Below are 26,407 nucleotides of genomic sequence, written 5' to 3'. Positions count from 1 at the left end.
ACTCACGGCCTCTCGGGGGGGCCCCCCCCCCCCCCTCCCCCTCCCTTTTGGGGGGGGGGGGGGGGGGTTTGCCCCGCGATTGCGTCAGTTCAGCCGGTGGAATTCTTGACTGGTGGCGCCGACTCGATGCCCTCAAGCATCGCCTCCACCAACCCCTCCGCCATTTCCAGCGAATGCAGGCTGGACCAGTACATGCCCCGCCCCTCATCCCGCAGGTGGTCGAGCGCCTTGATGCCGGTGTCGTAGGCGCAGCGCAGGTAGAGCGCTACATGCACCAGGGCGTCGTGTGCTGGGACATCAGGGTTCACGAAAAAGAGGGGCGGATGGCCTGCATCGCAGCGGCCGAAGGGGTGGGCGGAGGTGTTGGGGAGTGGTGGATCCGGGACGATCTTTTTCATCATGAGATCTCGCGTCTAGGCCGACACGCATCCGTTACCACACGGATAGGTGGCAGCTGCATACGGGGTGGTAAACCGGGAGAGATCTCAAAACCCGGCAGGCACGAGGCCTCCCGCATGCAGCCACCATTGACTGCCAAGATCTCTCCCAGCTCGGGTTACCACACCCGGTCGCCAAGTTATTCGGCGACGGTCTGGAGCCTAGTGGCAGGAGTTCCCAGTGAGAAGGTAATGACAGGCGACAGAGTGCGTAGGATATTTCTCTGAATTCGAAATGGGCAGCCTTGGGAAGAAAAATCAGAAAGTCCTGAGTGACTGAGAATCCCTGTGGGAGCGGGTTTACCCGCGAACACCGGCGCAGCCGGTGCCATACACCGCGGTGGCTTCTTCGCGGGTAAACCCGCTCCCACAGAAGGTCCAGTGCAAGCCGTGGAATATCAGCCCGGGCGCACAACTTCACCGGTTGCCAGATCCCGGATCAGGCTCGGATTCTTCCGCCCCCCCAGCGCCCCACCCAGCACCATGTCCAGCTGCTTGTGGAAATACTGCTCCACCCGCAACCGGCTCTTGGCCGCCGGGCGCCCGGCCGGGTTGCAGGACGTGGAAATCAACGGCCCGACCAACGCGCACAGCTCACGCACCTGTGGATGATCACTGACCCGCAGCGCCACGCTGTCATGCTGCCCGGTCACCCACTCGGGCAGCAGGTCCTGGTGCGGTACCAACCAGGTGTTCGGCCCCGGCCAGGTGGCGGCCATGCGGTCGATCCAGTCCTGGGGGAAGTCCTCGAACAGGAAGTCGAACTGGTGGATGCTGTCAGCGACCAGGATCAGGCCTTTATCCACAGGCCGCGACTTGAGCGCCAGCAGGCGATACACCGCGTCTTCGTTCCACGGGTCGCAGCCCAGGCCCCAGACCGCTTCCGTTGGATAGGCGATCACCGCACCCGCCTTGATCTCACGCGCGGCTTGTTGCACACGCCAACTGCTCACCATTTGTTGTCACTCCACATATAAGCCTTGCGCGCAGTTTACTTAGCCGGACCTTGCAAACCAACGCCCGGCTTCATTACTCACCCGGCCCTCAAGCTCCAGCTCGGTCAGGCTGGCCAGCACCTGGGCCAACGGCTGGCCGCTGCTGTGGGCCAAGCCCTCGGTAGTGTGGGGCGCAGCGTGGAGCAAGGCGAGCAGGGGATGGTCGGGTTTGCCCACAGGCGCGGGCGGCAGGTTCTGCCAGCCGCGCAGGCTGTCGAGGATCTGTTCCACGCTCTCGACCAGCAACGCACCGTCGCGGATCAGTTGGTGACAGCCCTTGGCGCCGGGATGGTGAATGGAACCGGGGATGGCATACACCTCGCGCCCTTGTTCGGCGGCAAGCCGGGCGGTGATCAACGAGCCACTGGCAATGCTCGCCTCGACCACCAGCACACCCAGCGACAGCCCGCTGATGATCCGGTTACGCCTGGGGAAGTTGCCGGCCAACGGCCCGGCGTCCAGGGGGTACTCGGAAACCAGCGCGCTACCGCTGTCGAGCATCGCTCGGGCGAGGTCGCGGTGGCGCTGTGGATAAAGTTTTTGCAACCCCGTGCCGAGCACCCCGATAGTGTGCCCGCCGGCCTGCAATGCCGCCCGATGAGCGGCACCGTCAACGCCCAGCGCCAGCCCGCTGGTGATGGTGAAACCGGCTTGCGCAAGGCAACGCGCGAACGCGCCTGCAGTATCCAGCGCCGGAGGTGAAGCACGCCTGCTGCCCACTATCGCCAGCTGCGGGCGCTCCAGCAAAGCCGGGTCGCCGGCGACGAACAGCAAGGGCGGCGGGTCGTCGATTTCACCGAGCAACGCGGGATAGCCAGGCCCGTCCCACATCAGCAAATGCTGGCCCGGACGCTCTAACCAGGCCATTGCAGCCAATGCACCGTCGCGCACCTCGGGGCTGCGCCGGGCATCGATGCTGGCAGCAGGCAGCCCCAGCGCACGCCAGGCACTGGCCGGCGCACTGAGTGCCGACGAGGCATTGCCGAAGGCTTCGATGAGGGTATGGAAACGGCGCAGGCCGGTGTCGGGGAGGCGATGCAGACGCAGCCGTGCCTCCAGTTCGGCAGGCGGGCAAGGCGACGAACGGGGTGTAGTCATAGGGGATCATCCTTGATCGAAAAGGGGCCATCGGCGTGGCACAAGCTGTGGATAACTGTGTTGATAACGCTTTGAAAAGCTGTCCATCAAATCGGCAATAAGCCGCCCTTTCACACCCTAGCCGAGCTTTCACAGGTGCCTTGGCCACCTTTTCCCTTTATTATGTGTGCTCAGTTTTCAACCGACCGCACAGTGACTGCCTGACCCCTATGGCCATTTTGAACATTCTCGAATTCCCCGATCCGCGCCTGCGTACCATTGCCAAACCGGTAACGGTGTTCGACGACGCCCTGCGTCAGCTGATCGACGACATGTTCGAAACCATGTACGAGGCCCCAGGCATCGGCCTGGCGGCGACTCAGGTCAACGTCCACCAGCAAGTCGTGGTGATGGACCTGAGCGAAGATCGCAGCGAGCCGCGCGTCTTCATCAACCCCAGCGTCGAAGAACTGACCCACGACATGGGCCAGTACCAGGAAGGCTGCCTGTCGGTGCCGGGCTTCTACGAAAACGTCGACCGCCCGCTGCGTGTCCGGGTCAAGGCCCAGGACCGCGACGGCAAGCCCTATGAGCTCGAAGCCGAAGGCCTGCTGGCGGTGTGCGTGCAGCACGAATTCGATCACCTTAACGGCAAGCTGTTCGTCGACTACCTGTCGCAGCTCAAACGCGACCGGATCAAGAAGAAGCTGGAAAAGCAGCACCGCCAGCAAGCCTGATCCCCACCTTCCAGAAGGCTTGCTCCGGCAAGCCTTTTTCTTTTTCGAGAAGCGAGAACTCCATGCGCATCGTCTTTGCTGGCACCCCTGAGTTTGCCGCCGAACACCTCAAGGCCCTGCTCGACAGCCCGTACGAGATCGTGGCCGTCTACACCCAGCCGGACCGCCCCGCCGGCCGTGGCCAGAAGCTCATGCCGAGCGCGGTCAAGGCCCTGGCCGTGGCCCATGACATCCCGGTGTACCAGCCGCAAACCCTGCGCAACGCCGATGCGCAAGCCGAGCTCGCCGCGCTGCAGCCGGACCTGATGGTGGTGGTCGCCTACGGCCTGATCCTGCCGCAAGCGGTGCTGGATATCCCGCGCCTGGGTTGCATCAACAGCCATGCCTCGCTGCTGCCGCGCTGGCGCGGTGCGGCACCGATCCAACGTGCCGTGGAGGCGGGTGACGCCGAGAGCGGCGTGACCGTGATGCGCATGGAGGCTGGCCTGGATACCGGCCCGATGCTGCTCAAAGTGGTCACGCCGATCAGCGCCGACGACACCGGCGGCACCTTGCACGACCGCCTCGCCGAAATGGGCCCGCCTGCGGTGATCCAGGCCATCGCCGGCCTGGCCGATGGCAGCCTGCAAGGTGAAGTGCAAGACGATGCCCTGGCCACCTACGCACACAAGCTGAACAAAGACGAAGCGCGCATCGACTGGAGCCGTCCGGCCGTCGAGCTTGAGCGCCTGATCCGCGCCTTCAACCCCTGGCCGGTGTGCCACAGCACCCTGGACGGCGAAAGCGTGAAGGTCCTGGCCGCCAACTTGTCCACAGCCCAGGGCGCCCCAGGCGCAATCCTGTCGGCCAGCAAGGACGGCCTGGTGGTTGCCTGCGGTGAGCAGGCCCTGAGCCTGACCCGCCTGCAACTGCCGGGGGGCAAGGCCCTCAACTTCGCCGACCTGTTCAACAGCCGCCGCGAGAAATTCGCCAGTGGCAAGGTGCTCGGCCAATGAATCCACGTCTGGCTGCCGCCCGTGCCTTGGCCGCCGTGCTCAGCGGCAAGGCTTCGCTGAACAGCTCGCTACCGGCGCAACTGGACAAGGTCGATGATCGCGACCGTGGCCTCACCCAGGACCTGGCCTTCGGCACCGCCCGCTGGCAGCCGCGCCTGGACCTGCTGGCCGCACAACTGTTGCAGAAGCCGTTCAAAGCCGCCGACGCCGATGTGCAGGCGCTGCTGCTGGTCGGCCTGTACCAGCTGTTCTACACCCGCATCCCGGCCCACGCCGCCATCGGCGAAACCGTAGGCTGCGCCGACAAGCTGAAAAAACCGTGGGCCAAGGCCCTGCTCAATGCCGTGCTGCGCCGCGCCCAGCGCGAGGGCGAGGCACTGCTCGCCGACATGGAGCGCGACCCGGTGGTGCGCACCGCCCACCCGCGCTGGCTGCAGAAGTCGCTCAAGGCCTTCTGGCCGGAGCAATGGGAAGCCATCTGCGCCGCCAACAACGCCCACCCGCCGATGATCCTGCGCATCAACCGCCGCCACCACAGCCGCGACGCTTACCTCGCCCTGCTGGCCGAGGCCGGTATCCAGGCCAGTGCCTGCCAGTACAGCCGTGACGGCATCGTGCTGGCCGAAGCCTGCGACGTGCGCGGCCTGCCGGGCTTCGCCGAGGGTTGGGTCAGCGTGCAGGACGAAGCCGCGCAGTTGTCCGCCGACCTGTTGGAGCTGGCCCCCGGCCAACGCGTGCTCGACGCCTGCTGCGCCCCGGGCGGCAAGACCTGCCACCTGCTCGAAGCCGAGCCGAAGCTTGCGCACATGGTCGCCATCGACCTCGAGGCCAAGCGCCTGACCCGCGTGCGCGAGAACCTCGACCGCCTCAAGCTCGATGCCGAGCTGATCGCCTGCGACGCCCGCGACACCGCCAGCTGGTGGGACGGCAAACAGTTCCAGCGCATCCTGCTCGACGCCCCCTGCTCGGCTACCGGCGTGATCCGCCGCCACCCGGACATCAAGCTGACCCGCCAGGCCGACGACATCCCGGCCCTGGCCGCGCTGCAAGGCGAACTGCTCGATGCCCTGTGGCCGACCCTGGAAGTGGGCGGCATGCTGCTGTACGCCACCTGCTCCAGCCTGCCCACCGAGAACACCGAAGTGATCGACGCCTTCCTGGCCCGCACCCCCGGTGCCCGCGAGCTGGACCTGGCGACCGAGGCCGGCCTGCGTCAGCCCCACGGGCGCCAGCTGTTGGCCCAGGAGGGCGGCCACGACGGTTTCTACTATGCCAAGCTGATCAAGATCGCCGCCTCGCGGTAAGCACAAGAACCTAGGGAGTAGTGGATGAAGATCATCATCCTCGGCGCGGGGCAGGTAGGCGGTACGCTGGCGGAACACCTGGCCAGCGAAGCCAACGACATCACCGTGGTCGACACCGACAGCGAGCGCCTGCGCGACCTGGGCGACCGCCTGGACATCCGTACCGTGCAGGGCCGCGCATCGCTGCCGACGGTGCTGCGCCAGGCCGGCGCCGACGACGCCGACATGCTGGTGGCGGTGACCAACAGCGACGAGACCAACATGGTCGCCTGCCAGGTGGCCTACTCGCTGTTCCACACCCCGACCAAGATCGCCCGGGTGCGCGAATCGGCCTACCTCACCCGCGAAGAGCTGTTCGACAACGACCACATCCCGGTGGACGTGCTAATCAGCCCCGAGCAGGTGGTGACCAACTACATCAAGCGCCTGATCGAACACCCAGGTTCGCTGCAGGTGATCGACTTCGCCGAGGGCAAGGCCCAGCTGGTGGCGGTCAGGGCCTATTACGGCGGGCCGTTGGTGGGCCAGCAACTGCGCCAGATCCGCGCCCACATGCCCAACGTCGACACCCGCGTGGCGGCGATCTTCCGCCGCGACCGGCCGATCACGCCCCGCGGCGACACGGTGATCGAAGCCGACGACGAAGTGTTCTTCATTGCCGCGAAGAAGGACATCCGTGCGGTGATGGGCGAACTGCGGCGCATCGACGAAACCAACAAGCGCGTGGTGATCGCCGGTGGCGGGCAGATCGGCGAGCGCCTGGCCGAGGCCATCGAGAGCCGCTACCAGGTGAAGATCATCGAGATGAACCCGGCGCGCTGCCGGCACCTTTCCGACACCCTGGAAAGCACCGTGGTGCTGCAGGGCAGCGCCTCGGACAAGGACCTGATGCTCGAAGAGAACATCGCCGACGCCGACATCTTCCTGGCCCTGACCAACGACGACGAGGCCAACATCATGGCGTCGCTGCTGGCCAAGCGCCTAGGCGCGCGCAAGGTGATGACCATCATCAACAACCCGGCCTATGTCGACCTGGTGCAGGGTGGCGACATCGACATCGCAATCAGCCCGCAGCTGGCCACCATCGGCACACTGCTGGCCCACGTGCGCCGCGGCGATATCGTCAGCGTGCACTCGCTGCGCCGTGGCGCGGCCGAGGCCATCGAGGCCGTGGCCCATGGCGATGCGAAGTCGAGCAAGGTGGTGGGCAAGGCCATCGAGGACATTGCCCTGCCGCCGGGCACCACCATCGGCGCGATCATCCGCGACGAAGAAGTGCTGATCGCCCATGACGACACGGTGATCGAGTCGGGCGACCATGTGATCCTGTTCGTTGTGGATAAAAAGCATATTCGGGACGTGGAGAAGCTGTTCCACGTGGGCTTGAGCTTCTTCTAAAAGAGATAACCGACCCCCTGTGGGAGCGGGTTTACCCGCGAATGCGATTATTGATTCACCAACGCATTCGCGGGTGAACCCGCTCCCACAGGCGCCCGCAACATCATGGATCCGGGAGAAAAACCAATGCGCGAATCGCTGGAGAAGATGCTGGCCAAGGGTGTGGATAACCCGCTGCTGCGCTTCGGCCTGGGCAAGGCCTGGCTGGATGAAGGCAATGGCGCTGAGGCGGCGGTGCACCTGGCCAGTTGCGTGAAGCAGGACCCGAAGTATTCGGCGGCGTGGAAACTGCTGGGCAAGGCGTATCAGCTGCAGGGGGACTTGGCTGGGGCGCGCAGGGCCTGGGAGGAGGGGATCGAGGCGGCGCAGGCCCATGGGGACAAGCAGGCCGAGAAGGAGATGACGGTGTTTCTCAAGAAGCTCAGCAAAACATCGACTTGACGCAGTCTCTGTGGGAGCGGGTTCACCCGCGAACACCGGCGAAGCCGGTGCCATGCACCGCAGCGCCTGCTTCGCGGGTAAACCCGCTCCCACAGAGCCCCTGCTAAAGCAGGGGCAGTGGATAACTCAGTACCAGCGCGGCTCGCCGGCCGGGCGCTTCTTGAAGCGCTTCATGCTCCACATGTACTGGCTCGGGTACTCGCGCACATAGCGCTCGACCACTTTGCTCATCGCCGCTGCCGACACGTTGACGTCGGTGCTGTACATCTCTTCCGGCGCCGCCTCAAGGAACACCTTGAAGCCCGAACCATCCGGCAGGCGCAGGGCATGCAGGAACACCCCCACTGCCTTGCCACCGGCCAACATGTTCGGCACGAACTTGCTGGTCAGCGCCTGGGTCCCCAGGAACGGCACGAACACCCCGGCGGACTCGGCCGGCTCCGGGTCGGCCGGAATACCCACTTGGCCACCACGGCGCACTTCCTTGATGACGCTGAGAATGCCTTCCTTGGTCGAAGGCGCCACGCGGTTGCCCATCTGCACGCGCTGCTCACGCAGCAGGTCATCCACGGCTTTCAACTTCGGCGGGCGGTAGAAAATGATCGGTTTGCACTGGTTGCAATAGAAGTGGTTGAGCACTTCCCAGTTGCCCAGGTGGCTGGTGATGCCGACCACGCCCTTGCCCGAGGCCAGGGCCTGCTCCAGCACTTCCAGGCCGTGCACTTCCTTAACCAGCTCCAGCGAGCGTTGCGGCGGCCAGATCCAGGCGCAGGCACTTTCGACGAACGACTTGCCGATGTCTTTCAGCGCACGGCCCACCAGTTGCTCACGCTCGGCCGGGTTCATCTCGGGGAAGCACTTGGCCAGGTTGATGCGCACCACATTGCGCGAGCCGTTGGGGATCTTCCACATCAGCCAGCCGATGCCGGCGCCAACGCGCTGCACCGCGCCCCAGGGCAACTTGGCGAACAGTCGCAGCACCCCGACCATCAGGGCGCCCTTGAACTTTTCCACAGGCGAATTCCTTATTTCAGCAAGGCGCGCATTGTACCCCGTCAGCGCACCAGCGCGGCGTAGCGATCGCAGTCGGTGGTGTGGTCCATGACCATGCCGGTAGCCTGCATGAAGGCGTAGCAGATGGTCGGGCCGACAAAGGTGAAGCCGGCTTTCTGCAAGGCTTTGCTCATGGCCTTGGCTTCCTCGGTGACCGCCGGTACGTCGCTGCGGCCGGCGAAATGGTTGATCTTCGGCTCACCGCCCACGAACGACCACAGCCACTCGGCAGGGTTATCCACAGCCAGCCAGGCCAGCGCATTGCGCCGCACGGCCTTGAGCTTGAGGCGGTTGCGGATGATGCCGGGGTCGAGCATCAGCTCCTCGATGCGCTCGTCGCTGAGCTGCGAGAGTTTCAGCGGGTCGAAGCCGTGCAACACCTCGCGATATCGCTCGCGCTTCTTCAAGACCGTGATCCACGACAAGCCCGCCTGGAACCCTTCGAGCAAAAGCATCTCGAACAGCAACGCCGGGTCACGTTGCGGCGTTCCCCACTCCTGATCGTGGTAGGCCTGGTACAACGGGTCGTCGGAACACCAAAAGCAGCGTGGCATAAGGCTCCAATGAGTAGAGGGCGAGGCGAAACGGGTTATACTCCCGCTCTTTACATCCGCATCCCCAGATACAGGTGAATTTCGTGAGCCAGCCTACGCCAGCCGTGCGTACCTTCCAAGACCTGATCCTCGCCCTGCAGAACTACTGGGCAGCTCAAGGTTGTGTGGTGCTTCAGCCCTACGATATGGAAGTAGGCGCCGGCACTTTCCATACCGCCACGTTCCTGCGCGCCGTCGGCCCGGAAACCTGGAACGCCGCCTATGTGCAGCCTAGCCGTCGCCCTGCCGACGGGCGGTATGGCGAAAACCCCAACCGCCTGCAGCACTACTACCAGTTCCAGGTGGTGCTCAAGCCGAACCCGGCGAACTTCCAGGAGCTGTATCTGGGCTCGCTGAAAGCCATCGGCCTGGACCCACTGGTTCACGACATTCGCTTCGTCGAAGACAACTGGGAATCGCCAACCCTCGGCGCCTGGGGCCTGGGCTGGGAAATCTGGCTGAACGGCATGGAGGTGACCCAGTTCACCTACTTCCAGCAGGTCGGCGGCATCGAGTGCTACCCGGTCACCGGTGAAATCACCTACGGCCTGGAGCGCCTGGCCATGTACATCCAGGGCGTGGACTCGGTCTACGACCTGGTGTGGGCCGACGGCCCGTTCGGCAAGGTCACCTATGGCGACGTGTTCCACCAGAACGAAGTGGAGCAGTCGACCTACAACTTCGAGCACGCCAACGTCGAGAAGCTGTTCGAACTGTTCGACTTCTATGAAAGCGAAGCGAACCGCCTGATCAAGCTGGAGCTGCCGCTGCCGACCTATGAAATGGTCCTGAAGGCCTCGCACACCTTCAACCTGCTGGACGCCCGCCGCGCCATCTCGGTAACCGAGCGCCAGCGCTACATCCTGCGTGTACGCACGCTCGCCCGTGACGTGGCGCAAAGCTATCTGCAAGCCCGCGCACGCCTGGGCTTCCCGATGGCCACCCCTGAACTGCGTGACGAAGTGTTGGCTAAGCTGGAGGCTGCACAATGAGTGCTCAAGATTTCCTGGTTGAACTGGGCACCGAAGAGCTGCCACCCAAGGCCCTGTCGTCGCTGGGCGACGCCTTCCTCGCCGGTATCGAGAAAGGCCTGCAGGCCGCCGGCCTGAACTACACCGCCAAGCAGGTCTACGCCGCGCCGCGCCGCCTGGCCGTGCTGATCCGCCAGCTCGACGTGCAGCAGCCAGACCGCAGCATCAACATCGATGGCCCACCCATGCAGGCTGCTTTCAAGGACGGCGAGCCGACCCAGGCCGCCCTGGGCTTTGCCAAGAAGTGCGGTGTGGAGCTGTCGGACATCGACCAGAGCGGCGCGAAGCTGCGCTTCTCCCAGCACATCCCGGGCAAGGCGACCGCCAGCCTGCTGCCGACCATCGTCGAAGACTCGCTCAACGACCTGCCGATTCCCAAGCGCATGCGCTGGGGCGCCAGCCGTGAAGAATTCGTGCGCCCGACCCAGTGGCTGGTGATGCTGCTGGGCGATCAGGTCGTTGACTGCACCATCCTCGCGCAAAAAGCCGGCCGTGAATCCCGTGGCCACCGCTTCCACCACCCTGAGACCGTGGTCATCACCACCCCGGCCAACTACGTCGAAGACCTGCGCAAAGCCTACGTGCTGGCCGACTTCGCCGAGCGTCGCGAGCTGATCAGCAAGCGCACCGCCGAACTGGCCATGCAGCAGGAAGGCACCGCGATCGTGCCGCCGGCGCTGCTGGACGAAGTGACCGCGCTGGTCGAGTGGCCGGTGCCGCTGGTGTGCTCGTTCGAGGAGCGTTTCCTCGAAGTGCCGCAGGAAGCCCTGATCACCACCATGCAGGACAACCAGAAGTACTTCTGCCTGCTGGACAACGAAGGCAAGCTGCTGCCGCGCTTCATCACCGTGGCCAACGTCGAGAGCCGCGATCCGAAGCAGATCGTGCAAGGTAACGAAAAGGTCGTGCGCCCGCGCCTGACCGACGCCGAGTTCTTCTTCAAGCAGGACAAGAAGCAGCCTCTGGAAAGCTTCAACGAACGCCTGAAGAACGTGGTGTTCCAGGCTCAGCTGGGCACCGTGTTCGACAAAGCCGAGCGCGTCTCCAAGCTGGCCGCTTTCATTGCCCCGTACCTCGGCGGCAGCGCCGCCAACGCCGGCCGCGCCGGCCTGCTGTCCAAGTGCGACCTGGCCTCGGAAATGGTTGGCGAATTCCCTGAGATGCAGGGCATCGCCGGCTACTACTACGCCCTCAACGATGGCGAGCCAGAAGACGTCGCCCTGGCCCTGAACGAGCAGTACATGCCGCGCGGTGCTGGCGCCGAGCTGCCGCAGACCCTCACCGGTGCTGCCGTGGCCATCGCCGACAAGCTCGACACTCTGGTCGGCATCTTCGGCATCGGCATGCTGCCCACCGGCAGCAAGGACCCGTACGCCCTGCGCCGTGCCGCCCTCGGCGTGCTGCGCATCCTGATCGAGAAACAACTGGACCTGGACCTGACCAGCGCGGTCGAGTTCGCGGTCAAGCAGTTCGGTGCCAAGGTCAAGGCCGCCGGCCTGTCCGAGCAGGTGCTGGAGTTCATCTTCGACCGCCTGCGTGCGCGCTATGAAGACGAAGGCATCGACGTTGCCACCTACCTGTCGGTGCGTGCCCTGAAGCCGGGCTCCGCCCTGGACTTCGACCAGCGCGTGCAGGCCGTGCAGGCGTTCCGCAAGCTGCCGGAAGCCGGTGCCCTGGCGGCGGCGAACAAGCGCGTGTCGAACCTGCTGAGCAAGGCCGAAGGCGCCATCGCCGACCAGGTCGAGCCGAAGTACTTCGACAACGCCAACGAGTTCTCGCTGTACTCGGCCATCCAGCAGGCCGACCAGGCCGTGCAACCGATGGCGGCCGCGCGTCAGTACAACGAAGCGCTGGCCCGCCTGGCCGCCCTGCGCGACCCGGTCGACGCCTTCTTCGAGGCGGTGCTGGTCAACGCCGAAGATGCCAAGGTGCGTGCCAACCGTTATGCCCTGCTCAGCCGCCTGCGCGGCCTGTTCCTGGGCGTTGCCGACATTTCGCTGCTGGGGTAAGCCTTGAAACTGCTGATTCTCGATCGTGACGGGGTGATCAATCACGACTCCGACGCCTACATCAAGTCGCTGGACGAGTGGATCCCCATTCCCGGCTCGATCGAGGCCATCGCGCAGTTGAGCAAGGCCGGCTGGACGGTGGCCGTGGCCACCAACCAGTCCGGCATTGCCCGCGGCTATTACTCGCTGGCAACTCTCGAGGCCATGCATGCGCGCCTGCGCGCACTGGTGGCCGAGCAGGGCGGCGAGGTGGGCTATATCGTGCACTGCCCGCATGGGCCGGACGAGGGCTGCGAATGCCGCAAGCCCAAGCCCGGCATGCTGCGGGCGATTGCCGAGCACTACCAGGTGCCACTGACCGATGTTTGGTTCGTCGGTGACAGCAAAGGTGACCTGGAGGCGGCGCTGGCCGTCGATGCACAACCGGTGCTGGTGAAAACCGGCAAGGGTGAGCGGACGCTTGAAAAAGGCATCCCGCAGAACACACTGATTTTTGACGATCTGGCCGCCATCGCCAGACAACTCATTTAAACGGCGCGCCCCAGCGGCGCGTTGTCCTAAGGCGGGCCTGCCCCGCAACGGTACATGCCACTATGTCGATCCTGCAGGCGATCAGAATCTTTCTTTTTTACCTGCTGTTGGGCACCAGTTCGCTGCTGTGGTGCTCGCTGAGCTTCTTCGTTGCACCGTTCTTGCCGTTCGCCAAGCGCTATCGGTTCATCAACGTGTACTGGTGCCGCTGCGCGCTGTTCCTGGTGCGTACGATCCTGGGCATCGATTACAAGATCACCGGTGCCGAGAACGTACCGAAGGTGCCCTGCGTGATCCTGTCGAACCACCAGAGCACCTGGGAGACGTTCTTCCTGTCGGCCTATTTCTCGCCGCTGAGCCAGGTGCTCAAGCGTGAGTTGCTGTACGTGCCGTTCTTCGGCTGGGCCATGGCCATGCTGCGGCCGATCGCCATCGACCGCAAGAACCCGAAAGAGGCCCTGCGCCAGGTCGCCAGCCAAGGCGACGAGCTGCTCAAGCAGGGCACCTGGGTGCTGATCTTCCCCGAAGGCACCCGCGTGCCTCACGGCCAGATCGGCAAGTTCTCCCGCGGCGGTACCGCCCTGGCGGTGAACGCGGGCCTACCGGTGCTGCCGGTTGCCCACAACGCCGGCAAGTTCTGGCCCCGTGAAGGCTGGGGCAAGCGCTCGGGCACCATCGAGGTGGTGATTGGCGAACCGATGTATGCGGTCGGCACCGGGCCACGCGCCATTGCCGAGCTCAACGACCGTGCCCAGGCCTGGAACGAAGCGGCCCAACGGGCCATGGGGTCGCTGCCGCCAGTGGCTGAAAATCCGGAGCAGCAGCCGGCCTGACGATCTGTGGATAACTTGTTAGCAAGTTTTGCATGAGTCGTCTGAAATAGATGCTAAGTGATTGAATTAGCTATTTATTTCTCTGTATGACGTTTTTGCGAGAATCGTGCATAAGTTTTTTCGCGCTATAAAAAAACCGGCTTTTACGCCGGTTTTTTTATGGGCTGAAATCGCTGCTGGCTTCTTCGCGGGTAAACCCGCTCCCACAGCGGTATCGCGTGAACTTGTGGGAGCGGGTTTACCCGCGAAGGCCCCAGTGAAAAACTCAGACCTTATCGATATCCACATCCTTGGTTTCTTTCAGGCAGAAAATCCCCACCACCAGGCTCACCCCGGTGATCAAAACCGGGTACCACAGCCCGTAGAAGATATCCCCGGTGTACACCACCAGCGCGAACGATACCGTCGGCAGGAAGCCACCGAACCAGCCATTGCCGATGTGATAGGGCAGGGACATCGAGGTGTAGCGGATGCGGGTAGGGAACAACTCGACCATCACCGCCGCCAGCGGCCCATAGGTCATGGTGGCAATCAGGATCATGGCGACAATCAGCACCACTACCATCACCTGGTTCACCTGGGCGGGATCGGCCTTGGCCGGGTAGCCGGCCGCCTCGATGGCGCTGCGCATGGCTGCTTCGTCGAAGCCGTTGATGGTCTTGTCGCCGATGCTCACCGAAACATCACTGCCCGCGGTGTCAACCGAGCTGTAGGGCAGGCCCTGCTTGACCAGGAAGGTCTTGACCTTGTCGCACGGGCTGTCGAAGCGCGCCTTGCCCACCGGGTCGAACTGGAAGGTGCAGCCCTGTGGGTTGGCATTCACCACGATCGGGGCCTGGCGGCTGGCGGCGTCGATCTGCGGGTTGGCGTAATGGCTCAGGGCCTTGAACATCGGGAAGTAGCACAGGGTGGCCAGCAGCAGGCCGAGCATCAGGATCGGCTTGCGCCCGACGCGGTCCGACAGCCAGCCGAAGAACACGAAGAACGGCGCGCCGATGATCACGCTGATGATCAACAGGGTGTTGGCTTGCGCCGGGTCCATCTTGAGCATCTGGGTCATGAAGAACAGCACGTAGAACTGTGCGGTATAGAAGGTCACCGCTTGCCCGGCGTTGATGCTGAACAGCGCGGTCAGCACCACCTTGAGGTTGGGCCACGAGGTGAACGACTCACGAATCGGCGACTTGCTCACCTTGCCCTGGGCCTTCATTTTCACGAAGGCTGGCGATTCATGCATGCTCATGCGGATCCAGGTGGAGATCGCCAGCAGGAAGATCGACAGCAGGAACGGCAGGCGCCAGCCCCAGGTCTCGAACTGGTCGCCGCTGATATAGCGGCTGGCCAGCACCACGGTCAGCGACAGCAGCAGGCCGAGGGTGGCGGTGGACTGGATGAAGCCGGTGTGGAAACCACGCTTGCCGTGCGGCGCGTGCTCGGCCACATAGGTGGCGGCGCCGCCGTATTCCCCGCCCAGGGCCAGGCCCTGGAGCATGCGCAGTATCACCAGGATGATCGGTGCGGCAATACCAATACTGGCGTAGGTGGGCAGCAGGCCGACCGCGAAGGTCGACAGGCCCATCAGCACGATGGTCACCAGGAAGGTGTACTTGCGCCCGATCATGTCACCCAGCCGACCAAACACCAGGGCGCCGAACGGGCGCACCAGGAAGCCGGCGGCGAAGGCCATCAGGGCGAAGATGAAGGCGGTGGTGTCGTTGACCCCAGCAAAGAACTGCTTGCTGATGACCGCGGCCAGCGCGCCATAGAGAAAAAAGTCATACCACTCGAACACCGTCCCGAGGGATGACGCGAAAATGATCTTGCGTTCTTCACGACCGCTGGAGCTGCTCGCCGCCGCCCCCTGTTCCTGGATGTAGTCCGACATCGTTGCTGTCCTCGGCCCGAGGGCCACAGTGATTATTCTTGTTGTTCCACTGCCGACGGCCTCCGACCACGCGCCGTCGCTGTTGCAAACACCCGGGTCAGGGCGTCGGTATCGCGCTGGAGTCGCTGAGGTTGGTCTGGGTACGGGCCCCCTTGAGGATCAGTTGCGCCGCCTTCTCGGCGATCATCAACGTAGGTGAACAGGTATTGCCGGAGACGATCTGCGGCATGATCGAAGCGTCGGCCACGCGCAGGCCGGGAATGCCGTACACGCGCAGCTGGTTATCCACAACGTCCAGCGCGCCATTGCCCATGCGGCAGGTGCCCACCGGGTGAAAGATGGTGGTACCGATCTGGCCGGCGGCCTGGTGCAGGTCTTCTTCACTCTGCAGGGCGGGGCCAGGCAGGTATTCGCGGGGGGCGAAGGCGGCCAGGGCAGGGGCCTGGACGATGCGCCGGGTCATGCGGATGGCATCTGCCGCCACCTGCAGGTCTTCGGGCGCACTGAGGTAGTTGGGGTCGATCACGGGTGCGGCGTGCATGTCCGCCGAGCGGATATCAATACGCCCACGGCTGACCGGGCGCAGGTTGCACACCGAGGCGGTGAAGGCCGGGAAGCGATGCAGCGGCTCACCGAAGCGCTCCAGTGATAGTGGCTGCACGTGATACTGCAGGTTGGCGCTGGCCTGCTCCGGGCCAGAACGCACGAATGCCCCCAGCTGGCTCGGCGCCATGGCCAGCGGGCCGCTGCGGTCATAGGCGTAACGCAGGCCCATGCCCAGCTTGCCCCACAGGCTGTTGGCCATTTGGTTGAGGGTACGGGTGTTGTCGATCTGATAGATCAGCCGCAGTTGCAGGTGGTCCTGCAGGTTACCGCCGACGCCGGGCATGTCGTGCCGCACGCCGATGCCCAGCCCTTCGAGCAGCTTGCGCGGGCCGATACCTGAGCGCTGCAGGATGCCGGGTGAACCCACGGAGCCTGCGCAAAGAATGATTTCCCGGCGTGCGCCGAACTCATGCCACGCGCCTTGCCAACGCGCTTTCACCGCCCGGGCCCGGGTGTTGTTGAGCAGCACCTGATCGACCTCGACGCCGGTCAATACGGTCAAATTGGGCCGTTTGAGGATGGGTTTGAGGAAAGCCTTGGCCGAGTTCCAGCGCACACCGCGGCGCTGGTTGACCTGAAAGTATCCACAGCCGGCGTTGTCGCCGGTGTTGAAGTCGTCGACCTTGGCGATGCCACTCTGCTCGGCGGCATCACGGAAGGCATCAAGGATCGGCCAGCTGTAGCGCTGCTGTTCGACCCGCCATTCGCCGTCACCGCCATGGCTGTCGCTGGCGCCGGCGAAGTGGTTTTCGCTTTGCTTGAACAACGGCAGCACGTCCTTCCATGCCCAGCCGTCGTTGCCTTGCTCGGCCCAACGGTCGTAGTCGGCAGCCTGGCCGCGCATGTAAATCATGCCGTTGATCGAGGAACAGCCGCCGAGCACCTTGCCCCGTGGATAACCCAGGGCGCGGCCGTTCAGGCCGGGTTGCGCCTCGGTCTTGAAGCACCAGTCTGTGCGGGGGTTGCCGATGCAGTAGAGATAACCGACGGGGATGTGAATCCAGGGATAGTTGTCGCGACCACCGGCTTCCAGCAGCAGGACGCGGCAGGCAGGGTCGGCGGACAGACGGTTGGCCAGCAGGCAACCGGCGGGCCCGGCACCCACGACCACGTAGTCGTAGACAGAATCGGCTGATGGCATGTGCAACCTCGCGCCTGATTATTATTCTTGTCCCGGTCCATCTTATTGATTAATTTCGCCGAGGAAACACGAGATTTTGCGCAGCCGTTGTGCGTTTTAGCACAACGGTTTGTCTGAGCCGGCCTCTTCGCGGGTAAACCCGCTCCCACAGATCCAGCGCAGCTGTCAGCAACTGCGCAACACCTGTGGGAGCGGGTTTACCCGCGAAGAGGCCAGTACGAACAGCCAAAGGGATCAGCATGTTCGACTGGAACGATCTGCGGTTTTTCCTTGAGTTGCAGCGCAGTGGCCGGCTGCTGACCGCCGCCAAGCGCCTCAACACCACCCACAGCACCGTTGCCCGGCATATCGAGAGTATCGAGAAAAGCCTGGGCACGGCGCTGTTCGTCCAGCACGCCCAAGGCTACGACCTCACCCCCTCCGGCCAGGCACTGCTCAAGCACGCCGAGGCCATGGAGAACGTCGCCCTGCTGGCGCAGGAGGAAATCACCCAGGCCATCACCCCCTTGGGCAAGATTCGCCTGGGGGTCACCGAAGGCATCGGCATCATGTTCTTCACCCCGCGCATGAACGCGTTGTTCGAACGCTACCCGGGGCTGGAAGTGGAGCTGGTAGCGGTGCCGCGCTTCGTCAGCATCCTCAACCGCGAGGCCGAAATCAGCATCCATCTGGAGCGCCCCAACGCCGACCTGCTGATCACCCGCAAGCTCACCGACTACCGCCTGGCGCTGTACGCCAGCCAAGCCTACCTGGACCGCGCGCCGCCCTTGCGCAACCGTGAAGACCTGGCCCGGCACAGCTGGATCGGTTACGTCGACGACTTGTTGTTCAGCCAGGAACTGCTGTTCCTCAACAGTTTCTGCCGCACACCCAATGTGGCATTTCGCAGCACCAGCGTGATCGCCCAGCAGCACGCCGCCCAAGCCGGGCTGGGCATTGCCGTGCTGCCCAACTACATGGCCCGCCACGACCCGAAGCTGGTGCGGGTGCTGCCCAGCGAAACCATCCAGCGCAGCTACTGGATCTGCACCCGCCGCGAACTGCACAAGTCGGTGCGCCTGCGGGTGGTGTGGGATTACCTGCTGGCGCTGTGCGCCGCCGAGCAGGATGAGCTGCTAGCCGAGTAGCGCCTTGCCGGCCAGCAGCAACGCGGCCGCCCAGCCCGCCACAGCGAAAAGCTGCTGCAGGCGTGGGCCGGCGATGCGGGCGGCGAGCGGCCGCGCCAGCAGCAGGCCGATGACCGCACCGATGGCGAAGGGCACCCCCACCTGCCAGTGCATCACTCCGGCCACGCTGGCGCTCACCACGCTACCGGTGGACACCAGGGCGATCACGGCCAGCGAGGTGGCGACGATGCTGGTCATGCGCAGGTTGGTGTAGCGGTTCAATGCCGGGATGATCACGAAACCACCGCCCACGCCCAGCAGGCCGGACAGCAACCCCGACATCAGCCCAGTAAAGGCCAGGGCCCTGGCGCAGGGCAGGGTCCAGCGCAAGCGGCCCTGCAAGGGGTTGAGCACGCAGGGCTCGATGAAACGATGGGCGTCATTGGCTTCGCCGCGCAGTTGCCGGGCCGCCTTGCGCCAGATGCGCAGGCAGGCGTAAACCAGTACCCCGGCGAACACCAGGGCCAAGGGTGTATTGGGCAATTGATGCGCGAGCATCAGGCCAAAGGGCGAGGCGACGATGCCGATCAGGGCGATGAACAGGGCGGCGCGATAACGTACCAGCCCTTCGCGCAAGCCGAGCAGGGCGCCCACCGCCGCCGCCAGGCCAACGGCGAGCAGGCCGATCGGTGCCGCCTCGACCATGCTCAGGCCCAAGCCGAAGACCAGCAGCGGCACCGCAAGGATGCCGCCACCGGCGCCGGTCAATGCCAGCACCGCGCCAATGATTGCGCCGAGCCCGGCGCCCAGCAGCTGCTGTTCGATCACTGCTGCGCCTCGACCACCAGCGGCTGTGGCCGCGCCATCCATTCACGGCCCTTGAGCATGGCCTTCCAGTACAGCGGCGGCAGGATCTGCGCTTTCAACAGCCAGGCCAGGCGGGTCGGCTTGCGCCCGTCGAGCAACCAGCGCGGGAAGCTCGGCGCCACCTTGCCGCCATAGGTGAACTCGGCAAGGACGATCTTGCCGCGCTCCACTGTCAGCGGGCAGGAACCATAGCCGTCGTATTGCGCCAAGGTCGGCAGGCGCCCAAGGGCCACCAGTACGTTGTTGGCCACCACCGGTGCCTGCTTGCGGGCAGCGGCGGCGGTCTTGGCGTTGCTGGTGTTGGCCACGTCGCCCAAGGCGTGGATATTGCCGAACTGGCGGTGGCGCAGGGTGTGCGGGTCGACATCCACCCAGCCAGCGGCATCGGCCAGCGGGCTCTGGCGGATGAAGTCCGGCGCCACTTGCGGCGGCACCACGTGCAGCATGTCGAAGGCCTCGACGCGGGTTTCGCTGCTGCCATCCGGCAGTGTGCGCACGAACGTGGCGCGTTTGTTCGGGCCATCTACCGCCGTCAGGCGATGCTGATAGTTGAGGTCGACGCCGTACTTGTCGATGTAGCTCATCAAGGCCGGCACGTAGTCCGGCACACCGAACAGCACGGCGCCCGCGTTGAAGAAGCTGGCCCTGACATTGCCGAGCCGGCCATTGCGCAACCAGTGATCGCACGACAGGTACAGGGCCTTTTGCGGCGCACCCGCGCATTTGATCGGCATCGGCGGCTGGGTGAACAGGGCACGGCCTTGCTTGAGCGTCTGCACCAGCTCCCAGGTGTAGGGCGCCAGGTCGTAGCGGTAGTTGGACGTGACACCGTTGCGCCCGAGTGTCTCGCTCAAGCCTTCGATGGCGCTCCAGTCGAGCTTGAGGCCCGGGCACACCACCAGCTGTTCGTAACTTACGGCTCGACCACCTTCGAGCATGACCAGTTGCCCATGCGGGTCGAAACCTTCGACCCGCGCCTTGATCCAGCGCACGCCACGGGGCAGGGTGGCGGCCATGGTGTGGGCGGTGCTCGGTGCCTTGAACACACCGGCGCCGACCATGGTCCAGCCAGGCTGGTAGTAGTGCACATCGGCGGGGTCGATCAAGGCGATATCCAGTGACGGGTCGCGGGCGATCAAGCTCGAGGCGGTGGCGATACCGGCGGCACCGGCACCGACGATCACCACTTTGTGGTGGTCGGCAGGGGATGAATCGGCAGGGGACAGCAAGGCAGGCATGGCGGTGTTCCTTGGAATCTCGTTATGTAGGTGATGCGCTTTACAGCTTGTTCAGCGGGATCTTCAGGTAGCTCACGCCGTTATCCTCGGGCTCGGGATACTGGCCGCTGCGCATGTTGATCTGTACCGATGGCAGGATCAGCACAGGCATGTCGAGGGTCTTGTCACGGGCTTCGCGCATCGCCACGAAGCTGTCCTGGCTGACGCCTTCATGAATATGAATGTTGTCGGCACGTTGCTCGGCCACCGTGGTGACGTAGCGCAGCTCACGGCCGCCCGGCAGGTAGTCGTGGCACATGAACAACTGCGTCTGGTCAGGGAAGGCCAGCAGCCGACGGATCGACTGGTACAAGGTTGTCGCGCTGGCGCCGGGGAAGTCGCAACGGGCAGTGCCGTAGTCGGGCGTGAACAGGGTGTCGCCAACGAACACGGCGGTCTCGCCGGCGTCCTGCACCATGTAGCTCATGCAGGCCGGCGTATGCCCGGGGGTGTGCAGGGCGCGGGCATGCAGGTTGCCGATGCGAAAACCTTCCTCATCGACGAACAGCACATCGAACTGGCTGCCGTCGCGGGCGAACCCGGGCTCGGCGTTGAACAGGGTGCCGAACACTTTCTGCACCTGGGTGATCTGCGCACCGATGCCGGTGTGGCCGCCAAGTTTCTCCTTGAGGTAGGCCGCCGCAGACAAGTGGTCGGCATGCACGTGGGTTTCCAGGATCCACTGAACCTTGGCGCCCAACTCATTCACCCGGGCAATCAGCTGGTCCGCAGAAGCCGTGCAGGTACGTCCGGACTTGGGGTCGTAGTCGAGCACGCTGTCGATCAACGCACACTGGCGAGTCTCGCCGTCCATCACCAGGTAACTGATGGTCGAGGTGGTCTTGTCGAAGAATGCTTCAACATGAAGGTTGTTGCCGATGATCATTGCGCTCTCCAGTTATCCACCGTGCCTCCTTGAAGGCTTAGGCAGTGAACGGTGCTTTATCAAGTTGCATGCCATGCCTTTCTGATGGGCGCGCTGCCCCGTAACTGCGGCCTTGCGCCGGCGCAGGCTGCGCGACAGCGCCGTATCCAACCGCCAAAGGTGACAGTTGCTGGCAGTCGACTGTCAGCCAATGGCAGTGATTGGCAGTCCTTGCTACGCTCGGCGGGTCTTTTATCTGGTGCTGTCATGCTTGCCGCTTCCCATCCCGCGATTCTCGCGCTGGTGTCCTACCTCGAACACGATGTGCTGCCAAGCATCATCCTGGACACCGACTACAACATCCTTGCCGCCAATGCTGCTTACCGACGTCAGTTCGGCAGCAACGATCATGCGCCTGTGGGCGAGAAATGCCACCGGGTCTCGCACCACTACGCAGTGCCCTGCGACCAGGCCGGTGAGCACTGCCCGCTGCGCAAATCGCTGGACAGCAAAGTCCCCGAGCGCGTGCTGCACATCCACCACACGCCTCGCGGACCGGAACATGTGGATGTGGAACTGAGGCCGATCCTCGACGATCAGGGCAGGGTGGTGGCCTTCGTCGAGCGCCTCACCAGCGTCACCCTGGCGTCGGCACAACCGCAGGAACAGGGCCTGGTGGGTCGCGCAACGGCCTTCAAGGCAGCGGTCGCCAGCTTGCAACGGGCGGCGCCGGCGCAAATCCCGGTATTGCTGCAAGGTGAGTCTGGTACGGGCAAGGAGCTGTTCGCCCGCGCGTTGCACCTGGGAAGCCCCCGAGCCAACGGGCCGTTGGTAGTGGTGGACTGTACGGGTTTGACCGAGTCTTTGTTCGAGAGCGAATTGTTTGGCTATGAGAAGGGCGCTTTCACCGGCGCTACTCAACGCAAGATCGGCCTGGCTGAAGCGGCCCATGGCGGCACCCTGTTCCTTGACGAAATCGGCGAAGTGCCGCTGGCCATGCAGGTGAAACTGCTGCGCTTGATCGAGTCCGGCAGTTTCCGCCCGGTCGGCAGCACGCGCACGGTGCATTCGGATTTTCGTTTGGTCTCGGCAACCCACAAGCCACTCAAGGACATGGCTGCTAATGGCACCTTCCGAGAAGACCTGTATTACCGCATCAGCGGTTTCCCGATACGGTTACCGGCCTTGCGCGAGCGGGCTGAAGACTTGCCTTTGCTCTGTGAAAGCCTGTTGCAAAGGATGGCGGGCAAGCAGTCCCCAAAGGTCACTGCTCAGGCGCTTGAACGACTCAGCCTGCATAGCTTCCCCGGCAATATTCGCGAGCTGCGAAATATCCTGGAGCGGGCTCGCCTGTTCGCCGATGACGGTCTGATACGCCCCGAGCATCTTCCCGAGGGCCTCCATCCGGTGGTCGATCACAAGGCTTTGCGTGGTCGCGGGAAACATGAAATGCCGCAGTTGGCCCATGCGCTGGAAACTTTCAGGGGGTCTAGAAGCGAACTCGCAGCGCATCTGGGCATTAGCGAACGTACGCTTTATCGGCGTCTCAAAGCCTTGGGACTTTGAAGCGTTCCACGTGGAACACTCTCCAGGAATCAGAGCCGTAGGATCCTGTTCCACGGGGAACGAAAAAGGCCAACCCAAATGGGTTGGCCTTTTCGGATATCGCGCAGCCAGCTGGATCAGAAGTCCAGGTTGGACACCGACAGCGCGTTGCTCTCAATGAACTCACGACGCGGTTCGACCGCATCACCCATCAAGGTGTTGAACAGCTGGTCAGCGGCGATCGCATCTTCAATGGTCACCTTGAGCATGCGGCGCACGGTTGGGTCCATGGTGGTTTCCCACAGCTGGTCAGGGTTCATCTCACCCAGCCCTTTGTATCGCTGGATAGTGTGGCGCTTGGTGCTTTCGTTCATCAGCCAGTCGAGCGCTTCCTTGAACTCGGTGACCGACTTGCGACGCTCGCCACGCTTGACGTAGGCACCCTCACCCAACAAGGTGCTGAGGTTTTCACCGAGGGTGACGACGCTGCGGTAGTCATTGCTGCCGAAGAAATCACGGTTGAAGGTCACGTAGCTGGCCAGGCCGTGAGAGGTGGTTTCCACCACGGGCAGCCAGATATTGCGTTCCTTGTCTTCGTGCAAGGCAGCCTTGTACGCCAAGCCGGAGCGCTGGCTGTTGTCCAGGCGCAGCTGGAAAGCTTTCAGCCACTCGTCCATCTGTGCCTTGTCAGCCAGTTGCTCGAGGGTGACTTTTGGCAGGTAGATGAAGTGCTCGGTCAGCTCTTCCGGGTACAGGCGCGACAGGCGCTTCAGTGTCTTCATCACGGCGCGGAAATCGTTCACCAGCGATTCGAGCTGTACGCCCGAAACGGCAGGTGCCGACTCGTCCAGATGCAGGCTGGCATCTTCCAGGGCCGACTGGGTCATGTACTCTTCCATGGCCTCGTCGTCCTTGATGTACTGCTCCTGCTTACCTTTCTTCACCTTGTAAAGCGGCGGCTGGGCGATATAGATGTAGCCACGCTCCACCAGCTCTGGCAGCTGACGGAAGAAGAAGGTCAGCAGCAGGGTACGGATGTGCGAACCGTCGACGTCAGCATCGGTCATGATGATGATGTTGTGATAGCGCAACTTGTCGATGTTGTACTCTTCGCGGCCGATGCCACAGCCCAGGGCGGTGATCAAGGTACCGACTTCTTGCGACGAGATCATCTTGTCGAAGCGGGCTTTCTCGACGTTGAGGATCTTGCCCTTGAGCGGCAGGATCGCCTGGGTGCGACGGTTGCGGCCTTGCTTGGCCGAACCACCTGCGGAGTCACCCTCCACCAGGTACAGTTCGGAGAGGGCAGGGTCCTTCTCCTGGCAGTCGGCCAGTTTGCCCGGCAGGCCGGCGATGTCCAGCGCGCCTTTGCGGCGGGTCATCTCACGGGCCTTGCGCGCGGCTTCACGGGCACGGGCAGCGTCGATCATCTTGCCGACAACGGCCTTGGCTTCGTTGGGGTTTTCCAACAGGAAGTCAGCGAAGTACTTGTTCATCTCCTGTTCCACGGCGGTTTTCACCTCCGAGGAAACCAGCTTGTCCTTGGTCTGCGAGCTGAACTTGGGGTCCGGCACCTTGACCGAAATAATCGCGGTCAGGCCTTCGCGGGCATCGTCACCGGTGGTGGCGACCTTGTTCTTTTTGGCCAGGCCTTCCTGCTCGATGTAGCTGTTGAGGCTACGGGTGAGCGAGGAACGGAAGCCGACCAGGTGGGTACCGCCATCGCGCTGCGGGATGTTGTTGGTGAAGCACAGCAGGTTTTCGTTGAAGCTGTCGTTCCACTGCAGGGCGACTTCGACACCGACACCATCGTCACGCTGGACGTTGAAGTGGAAGACCTGGGAGTTGACCGGGGTCTTGTTGGTGTTCAGGTACTCGACGAATGCGCGCAGGCCGCCTTCGTATTTGAAGAACTCTTCCTTGCCGCTGCGTTCATCCTTGAGCAGGATGCCAACGCCGGAGTTCAGGAAGGACAGTTCGCGGATACGCTTGGCGAGGATGTCCCAGCTGAAGTGGATGTTCTTGAAGGTTTCAGCCGAAGGCTTGAAGTGGATGTGGGTACCGGTGGTTTCGCTTTCACCAACCACGGCCATCGGTGCCTGTGGCACACCATGAACGTAGGTCTGCTCCCAGATCTTGCCGCTGCGGCGAACGGTGAGCACCAGCTTCTCGGACAGCGCGTTCACCACGGAAACACCTACACCGTGCAGACCGCCGGAAACCTTGTAGGAGTTGTCATCGAACTTACCGCCGGCGTGCAGCACAGTCATGATGACTTCGGCTGCCGACACGCCTTCTTCTTTGTGCACATCGACCGGGATACCGCGGCCGTTGTCGCGGACACTGATGGATTCGTCGGTGTGAATGATGACGGTGATGTCATCGCAGTGCCCGGCCAGGGCCTCGTCGATGGAGTTGTCGACCACCTCGAATACCATGTGGTGCAGGCCGCTGCCGTCATCGGTGTCGCCAATGTACATGCCGGGACGCTTGCGTACGGCATCCAGCCCTTTCAGCACTTTAATGCTGGAGGAGTCGTACGTTTGATTTTCGCTCATGCCTTCACTCCCGATGGTCGTGGGTCTGGGTGATACGGCCCTGTTCCACGTGGAACAAAGCGACTGGCGTTTCCGTTTGCCAGCCTTCCCTCAGAAATTCGTGGTCTACACAGGTGATGAACACCTGGCAGTTCAATTCTTCAAGCAAGCGGCACAGGGCGCGGCGGTGCTGCTCGTCCAGTTCGGACGGCAAGTCATCCACCAGATAAATACACTGACCGCGACGAACCTGGCTAACCAGATGGCCCTGAGCAATTCGCAGGGCGCAGACAACCAGCTTCTGCTGCCCGCGCGAAAGGATGTCGGCAGCGTTGTTTGCCCCCAATCGAAGGCGCAGATCAGCACGCTGTGGCCCAGCCTGGGTATGGCCCATCTGCTGATCACGAAGGAGAGAGGTAGCGAGGACTTCGTTGAGTTCCCGGTCCTTGTCCCAGCCTCGGTAGTAGCTCAGGGTCAACCCTTCCAGCTCGACCAGTTCGCTCAGGGTTCGCTCGAAGACGGGCTTCAAGGCCTTGATATAGTTGCGACGGTATTCATCTATCTCCGCACTGGCGAGACACAACTCCCGATCCCAGGCGGCTTGCGAAACGGCGTCAAGTGTACCATGCCGCAGCCATGAGTTCCGCTGCCGCAGGGCCTTCTGCAGACGTTGCCAGGTGGCCATGAAGCGTGGTTCCACGTGGAACACGCCCCAGTCGAGGAACTGCCGGCGTACCTTGGGAGCACCTTCGAGCAACCTGAAACTGTCAGGGTTGATCAATTGCAAGGGCAGCATTTCGGCGAGCTGCGCAGCACTGCGTGCGTTCTGCCCGTCAATACGGATGGTGAAATCACCTTGGCGTTCGCGAGAAACACCCAGGTTACTTGTGCCACCTTCAGCCAGTTCTACCTGGCCAAAGACCGTACAGGTGGGCTGTTCGTACTGAATGACCGGGTTCAGCCGCGTGCTACGGAACGAGCGCGCCAGCCCAAGCAAATGCACGGCTTCGAGCACGCTGGTTTTGCCGCTGCCATTGTCGCCGTACAGGATGTTGATGCGGGGGGAGGGTGAGAGGGTCACCGGGTGCAGGTTGCGCACCGCGGTGACCGAAAGGCGTAGAAGGGACATTTCGCCTGCTACGAG

23 protein-coding genes are annotated in these 26,407 nt (G+C 63.4%); 11 read left to right on the top strand and 12 right to left on the bottom strand.

Annotated features, from left to right (window positions below):
- Positions 1 to 89 precede the first annotated feature (89 nt).
- The 3 genes from ABE459_RS06725 to dprA form a co-directional block, all read right to left on the bottom strand.
- Positions 90 to 401 (bottom strand): DUF3077 domain-containing protein, encoded by a 312-nt coding sequence (locus ABE459_RS06725; RefSeq protein WP_323831212.1) that lies wholly within the window; start codon positions 399 to 401, stop codon positions 90 to 92.
- A gap of 434 nt (positions 402 to 835) precedes the next feature.
- Positions 836 to 1,393, bottom strand: coding sequence for an L-threonylcarbamoyladenylate synthase (locus tag ABE459_RS06720; RefSeq protein WP_153786827.1), 558 nt, complete (start codon positions 1,391 to 1,393; stop codon positions 836 to 838).
- A gap of 39 nt (positions 1,394 to 1,432) precedes the next feature.
- Positions 1,433 to 2,530 carry a DNA-processing protein DprA gene (gene dprA, locus ABE459_RS06715; protein ID WP_110994081.1) on the bottom strand — a complete coding sequence of 366 codons (1,098 nt, stop codon included), beginning with the start codon at positions 2,528 to 2,530 and terminating at the stop codon, positions 1,433 to 1,435.
- A 209-nt stretch (positions 2,531 to 2,739) separates the two neighbouring features.
- Between dprA and def the strand changes: the two genes are divergently transcribed.
- From def to ABE459_RS06690, 5 genes are all read left to right on the top strand, one after another.
- Positions 2,740 to 3,246, top strand: coding sequence for a peptide deformylase (gene def / locus ABE459_RS06710; RefSeq protein WP_110994080.1), 507 nt, complete (start codon positions 2,740 to 2,742; stop codon positions 3,244 to 3,246).
- 62 nt (positions 3,247 to 3,308) lie between these two features.
- Positions 3,309 to 4,241, top strand: coding sequence for a methionyl-tRNA formyltransferase (fmt, locus tag ABE459_RS06705; protein ID WP_125856991.1), 933 nt, complete (start codon positions 3,309 to 3,311; stop codon positions 4,239 to 4,241).
- Positions 4,238 to 5,545, top strand: coding sequence for a 16S rRNA (cytosine(967)-C(5))-methyltransferase RsmB (rsmB, locus tag ABE459_RS06700; RefSeq protein ID WP_110994078.1), 1,308 nt, complete (start codon positions 4,238 to 4,240; stop codon positions 5,543 to 5,545). Before fmt ends, rsmB begins: the two co-directional genes overlap by 4 nt.
- 24 nt (positions 5,546 to 5,569) lie before the next feature.
- A complete protein-coding gene (gene trkA / locus ABE459_RS06695; protein WP_110994077.1) occupies positions 5,570 to 6,943 on the top strand; it encodes a Trk system potassium transporter TrkA in 1,374 nt (457 codons plus the stop codon).
- 126 nt (positions 6,944 to 7,069) lie between these two features.
- On the top strand, positions 7,070 to 7,384 hold the full coding sequence (locus ABE459_RS06690) for a tetratricopeptide repeat protein (RefSeq protein ID WP_125856989.1): 315 nt from the start codon (positions 7,070 to 7,072) through the stop codon (positions 7,382 to 7,384).
- 126 nt (positions 7,385 to 7,510) lie between these two features.
- Here the strand turns inward: ABE459_RS06690 and ABE459_RS06685 are convergent, their stop codons facing one another.
- Both ABE459_RS06685 and ABE459_RS06680 read right to left on the bottom strand, forming a co-directional pair.
- Positions 7,511 to 8,398, bottom strand: coding sequence for a lysophospholipid acyltransferase (locus tag ABE459_RS06685; RefSeq protein WP_110994075.1), 888 nt, complete (start codon positions 8,396 to 8,398; stop codon positions 7,511 to 7,513).
- Positions 8,399 to 8,439: 41 nt separating this feature from the next.
- On the bottom strand, positions 8,440 to 8,991 hold the full coding sequence (locus ABE459_RS06680) for a DNA-3-methyladenine glycosylase I (protein ID WP_323831211.1): 552 nt from the start codon (positions 8,989 to 8,991) through the stop codon (positions 8,440 to 8,442).
- A gap of 83 nt (positions 8,992 to 9,074) precedes the next feature.
- On the opposite strand from ABE459_RS06680, the gene glyQ reads away from it, so the two are divergent.
- The 4 genes from glyQ (at position 9,075) to ABE459_RS06660 (ending at position 13,434) form a co-directional block, all read left to right on the top strand.
- Positions 9,075 to 10,022, top strand: a complete 948-nt coding sequence (glyQ, locus tag ABE459_RS06675) for a glycine--tRNA ligase subunit alpha (protein WP_027592054.1) — start codon at positions 9,075 to 9,077, stop codon at positions 10,020 to 10,022.
- Positions 10,019 to 12,070 (top strand): glycine--tRNA ligase subunit beta, encoded by a 2,052-nt coding sequence (gene glyS, locus ABE459_RS06670; RefSeq protein WP_125856988.1) that lies wholly within the window; start codon positions 10,019 to 10,021, stop codon positions 12,068 to 12,070. The genes glyQ and glyS overlap by 4 nt, the downstream gene beginning before the upstream one ends.
- A 3-nt stretch (positions 12,071 to 12,073) precedes the next feature.
- Positions 12,074 to 12,601, top strand: coding sequence for a D-glycero-beta-D-manno-heptose 1,7-bisphosphate 7-phosphatase (gene gmhB, locus ABE459_RS06665; protein ID WP_125462030.1), 528 nt, complete (start codon positions 12,074 to 12,076; stop codon positions 12,599 to 12,601).
- A 62-nt stretch (positions 12,602 to 12,663) separates the two neighbouring features.
- Positions 12,664 to 13,434, top strand: a complete 771-nt coding sequence (locus tag ABE459_RS06660; RefSeq protein WP_125462029.1) for a lysophospholipid acyltransferase family protein — start codon at positions 12,664 to 12,666, stop codon at positions 13,432 to 13,434.
- 265 nt (positions 13,435 to 13,699) lie between these two features.
- Here ABE459_RS06660 and ABE459_RS06655 read toward each other — a convergent pair whose 3' ends face one another.
- Both ABE459_RS06655 and ABE459_RS06650 read right to left on the bottom strand, forming a co-directional pair.
- Positions 13,700 to 15,319 carry an MFS transporter gene (locus ABE459_RS06655; RefSeq protein WP_323831210.1) on the bottom strand — a complete coding sequence of 540 codons (1,620 nt, stop codon included), beginning with the start codon at positions 15,317 to 15,319 and terminating at the stop codon, positions 13,700 to 13,702.
- A 97-nt stretch (positions 15,320 to 15,416) separates the two neighbouring features.
- Entirely contained in the window at positions 15,417 to 17,066 is a 1,650-nt protein-coding gene (locus ABE459_RS06650; RefSeq protein ID WP_323831209.1) for a GMC family oxidoreductase N-terminal domain-containing protein, read from the bottom strand.
- Between the two features lie 239 nt (positions 17,067 to 17,305).
- Between ABE459_RS06650 and ABE459_RS06645 the strand changes: the two genes are divergently transcribed.
- Positions 17,306 to 18,193, top strand: a complete 888-nt coding sequence (locus tag ABE459_RS06645) for a LysR family transcriptional regulator (RefSeq protein ID WP_110994068.1) — start codon at positions 17,306 to 17,308, stop codon at positions 18,191 to 18,193.
- On the opposite strand, the gene ABE459_RS06640 is transcribed toward ABE459_RS06645, so the two are convergent.
- From ABE459_RS06640 to ABE459_RS06630, 3 genes are read right to left on the bottom strand one after another with little or no spacing between them, the layout of a single operon-like run.
- Complete coding sequence (locus ABE459_RS06640) at positions 18,182 to 19,000, bottom strand: sulfite exporter TauE/SafE family protein (protein ID WP_125856984.1); 819 nt, start codon at positions 18,998 to 19,000, stop codon at positions 18,182 to 18,184. The genes ABE459_RS06645 and ABE459_RS06640 overlap by 12 nt on opposite strands.
- Entirely contained in the window at positions 18,997 to 20,277 is a 1,281-nt protein-coding gene (locus tag ABE459_RS06635) for an FAD/NAD(P)-binding oxidoreductase (protein WP_125462024.1), read from the bottom strand. The genes ABE459_RS06640 and ABE459_RS06635 overlap by 4 nt, the downstream gene beginning before the upstream one ends.
- Positions 20,278 to 20,317: 40 nt before the next feature.
- Positions 20,318 to 21,202, bottom strand: a complete 885-nt coding sequence (locus tag ABE459_RS06630) for an MBL fold metallo-hydrolase (RefSeq protein ID WP_125462023.1) — start codon at positions 21,200 to 21,202, stop codon at positions 20,318 to 20,320.
- 246 nt (positions 21,203 to 21,448) lie between these two features.
- On the opposite strand from ABE459_RS06630, the gene ABE459_RS06625 reads away from it, so the two are divergent.
- Positions 21,449 to 22,747 (top strand): sigma 54-interacting transcriptional regulator, encoded by a 1,299-nt coding sequence (locus ABE459_RS06625; RefSeq protein WP_323831208.1) that lies wholly within the window; start codon positions 21,449 to 21,451, stop codon positions 22,745 to 22,747.
- A gap of 116 nt (positions 22,748 to 22,863) precedes the next feature.
- Here the strand turns inward: ABE459_RS06625 and gyrB are convergent, their stop codons facing one another.
- Complete coding sequence (gene gyrB, locus ABE459_RS06620) at positions 22,864 to 25,284, bottom strand: DNA topoisomerase (ATP-hydrolyzing) subunit B (RefSeq protein ID WP_125462021.1); 2,421 nt, start codon at positions 25,282 to 25,284, stop codon at positions 22,864 to 22,866.
- Between the two features lie 4 nt (positions 25,285 to 25,288).
- Positions 25,289 to 26,392, bottom strand: a complete 1,104-nt coding sequence (gene recF / locus ABE459_RS06615) for a DNA replication/repair protein RecF (protein ID WP_125462020.1) — start codon at positions 26,390 to 26,392, stop codon at positions 25,289 to 25,291.
- Between the last annotated feature and the right edge of the window lie 15 nt (positions 26,393 to 26,407).

Origin of the sequence: Pseudomonas sp. TWI923 (assembly GCF_039673365.1) — a bacterium.
Lineage (GTDB): Bacteria > Pseudomonadota > Gammaproteobacteria > Pseudomonadales > Pseudomonadaceae > Aquipseudomonas > Aquipseudomonas sichuanensis.
This window is presented reverse-complemented; position numbering and strand designations above follow the sequence as displayed.

Bases quoted from the DNA above. Each gene is read 5' to 3' on its own strand.
- ABE459_RS06645 (WP_110994068.1), top strand. From the start codon at position 17,306: ATGTTCGACTGGAACGATCTGCGGTTTTTCCTTGAGTTGCAGCGCAGT.
- ABE459_RS06635 (WP_125462024.1), bottom strand. From the start codon at position 20,277: ATGCCTGCCTTGCTGTCCCCTGCCGATTCATCCCCTGCCGACCACCAC.
- def (WP_110994080.1), top strand. From the start codon at position 2,740: ATGGCCATTTTGAACATTCTCGAATTCCCCGATCCGCGCCTGCGTACC.
- ABE459_RS06680 (WP_323831211.1), bottom strand. From the start codon at position 8,991: ATGCCACGCTGCTTTTGGTGTTCCGACGACCCGTTGTACCAGGCCTAC.
- ABE459_RS06630 (WP_125462023.1), bottom strand. From the start codon at position 21,202: ATGATCATCGGCAACAACCTTCATGTTGAAGCATTCTTCGACAAGACC.
- ABE459_RS06650 (WP_323831209.1), bottom strand. From the start codon at position 17,066: ATGCCATCAGCCGATTCTGTCTACGACTACGTGGTCGTGGGTGCCGGG.
- ABE459_RS06720 (WP_153786827.1), bottom strand. From the start codon at position 1,393: ATGGTGAGCAGTTGGCGTGTGCAACAAGCCGCGCGTGAGATCAAGGCG.
- ABE459_RS06625 (WP_323831208.1), top strand. From the start codon at position 21,449: ATGCTTGCCGCTTCCCATCCCGCGATTCTCGCGCTGGTGTCCTACCTC.
- fmt (WP_125856991.1), top strand. From the start codon at position 3,309: ATGCGCATCGTCTTTGCTGGCACCCCTGAGTTTGCCGCCGAACACCTC.
- trkA (WP_110994077.1), top strand. From the start codon at position 5,570: ATGAAGATCATCATCCTCGGCGCGGGGCAGGTAGGCGGTACGCTGGCG.
- dprA (WP_110994081.1), bottom strand. From the start codon at position 2,530: ATGACTACACCCCGTTCGTCGCCTTGCCCGCCTGCCGAACTGGAGGCA.
- recF (WP_125462020.1), bottom strand. From the start codon at position 26,392: ATGTCCCTTCTACGCCTTTCGGTCACCGCGGTGCGCAACCTGCACCCG.
- ABE459_RS06690 (WP_125856989.1), top strand. From the start codon at position 7,070: ATGCGCGAATCGCTGGAGAAGATGCTGGCCAAGGGTGTGGATAACCCG.
- ABE459_RS06655 (WP_323831210.1), bottom strand. From the start codon at position 15,319: ATGTCGGACTACATCCAGGAACAGGGGGCGGCGGCGAGCAGCTCCAGC.
- ABE459_RS06725 (WP_323831212.1), bottom strand. From the start codon at position 401: ATGATGAAAAAGATCGTCCCGGATCCACCACTCCCCAACACCTCCGCC.
- ABE459_RS06660 (WP_125462029.1), top strand. From the start codon at position 12,664: ATGTCGATCCTGCAGGCGATCAGAATCTTTCTTTTTTACCTGCTGTTG.
- rsmB (WP_110994078.1), top strand. From the start codon at position 4,238: ATGAATCCACGTCTGGCTGCCGCCCGTGCCTTGGCCGCCGTGCTCAGC.
- glyS (WP_125856988.1), top strand. From the start codon at position 10,019: ATGAGTGCTCAAGATTTCCTGGTTGAACTGGGCACCGAAGAGCTGCCA.
- gyrB (WP_125462021.1), bottom strand. From the start codon at position 25,284: ATGAGCGAAAATCAAACGTACGACTCCTCCAGCATTAAAGTGCTGAAA.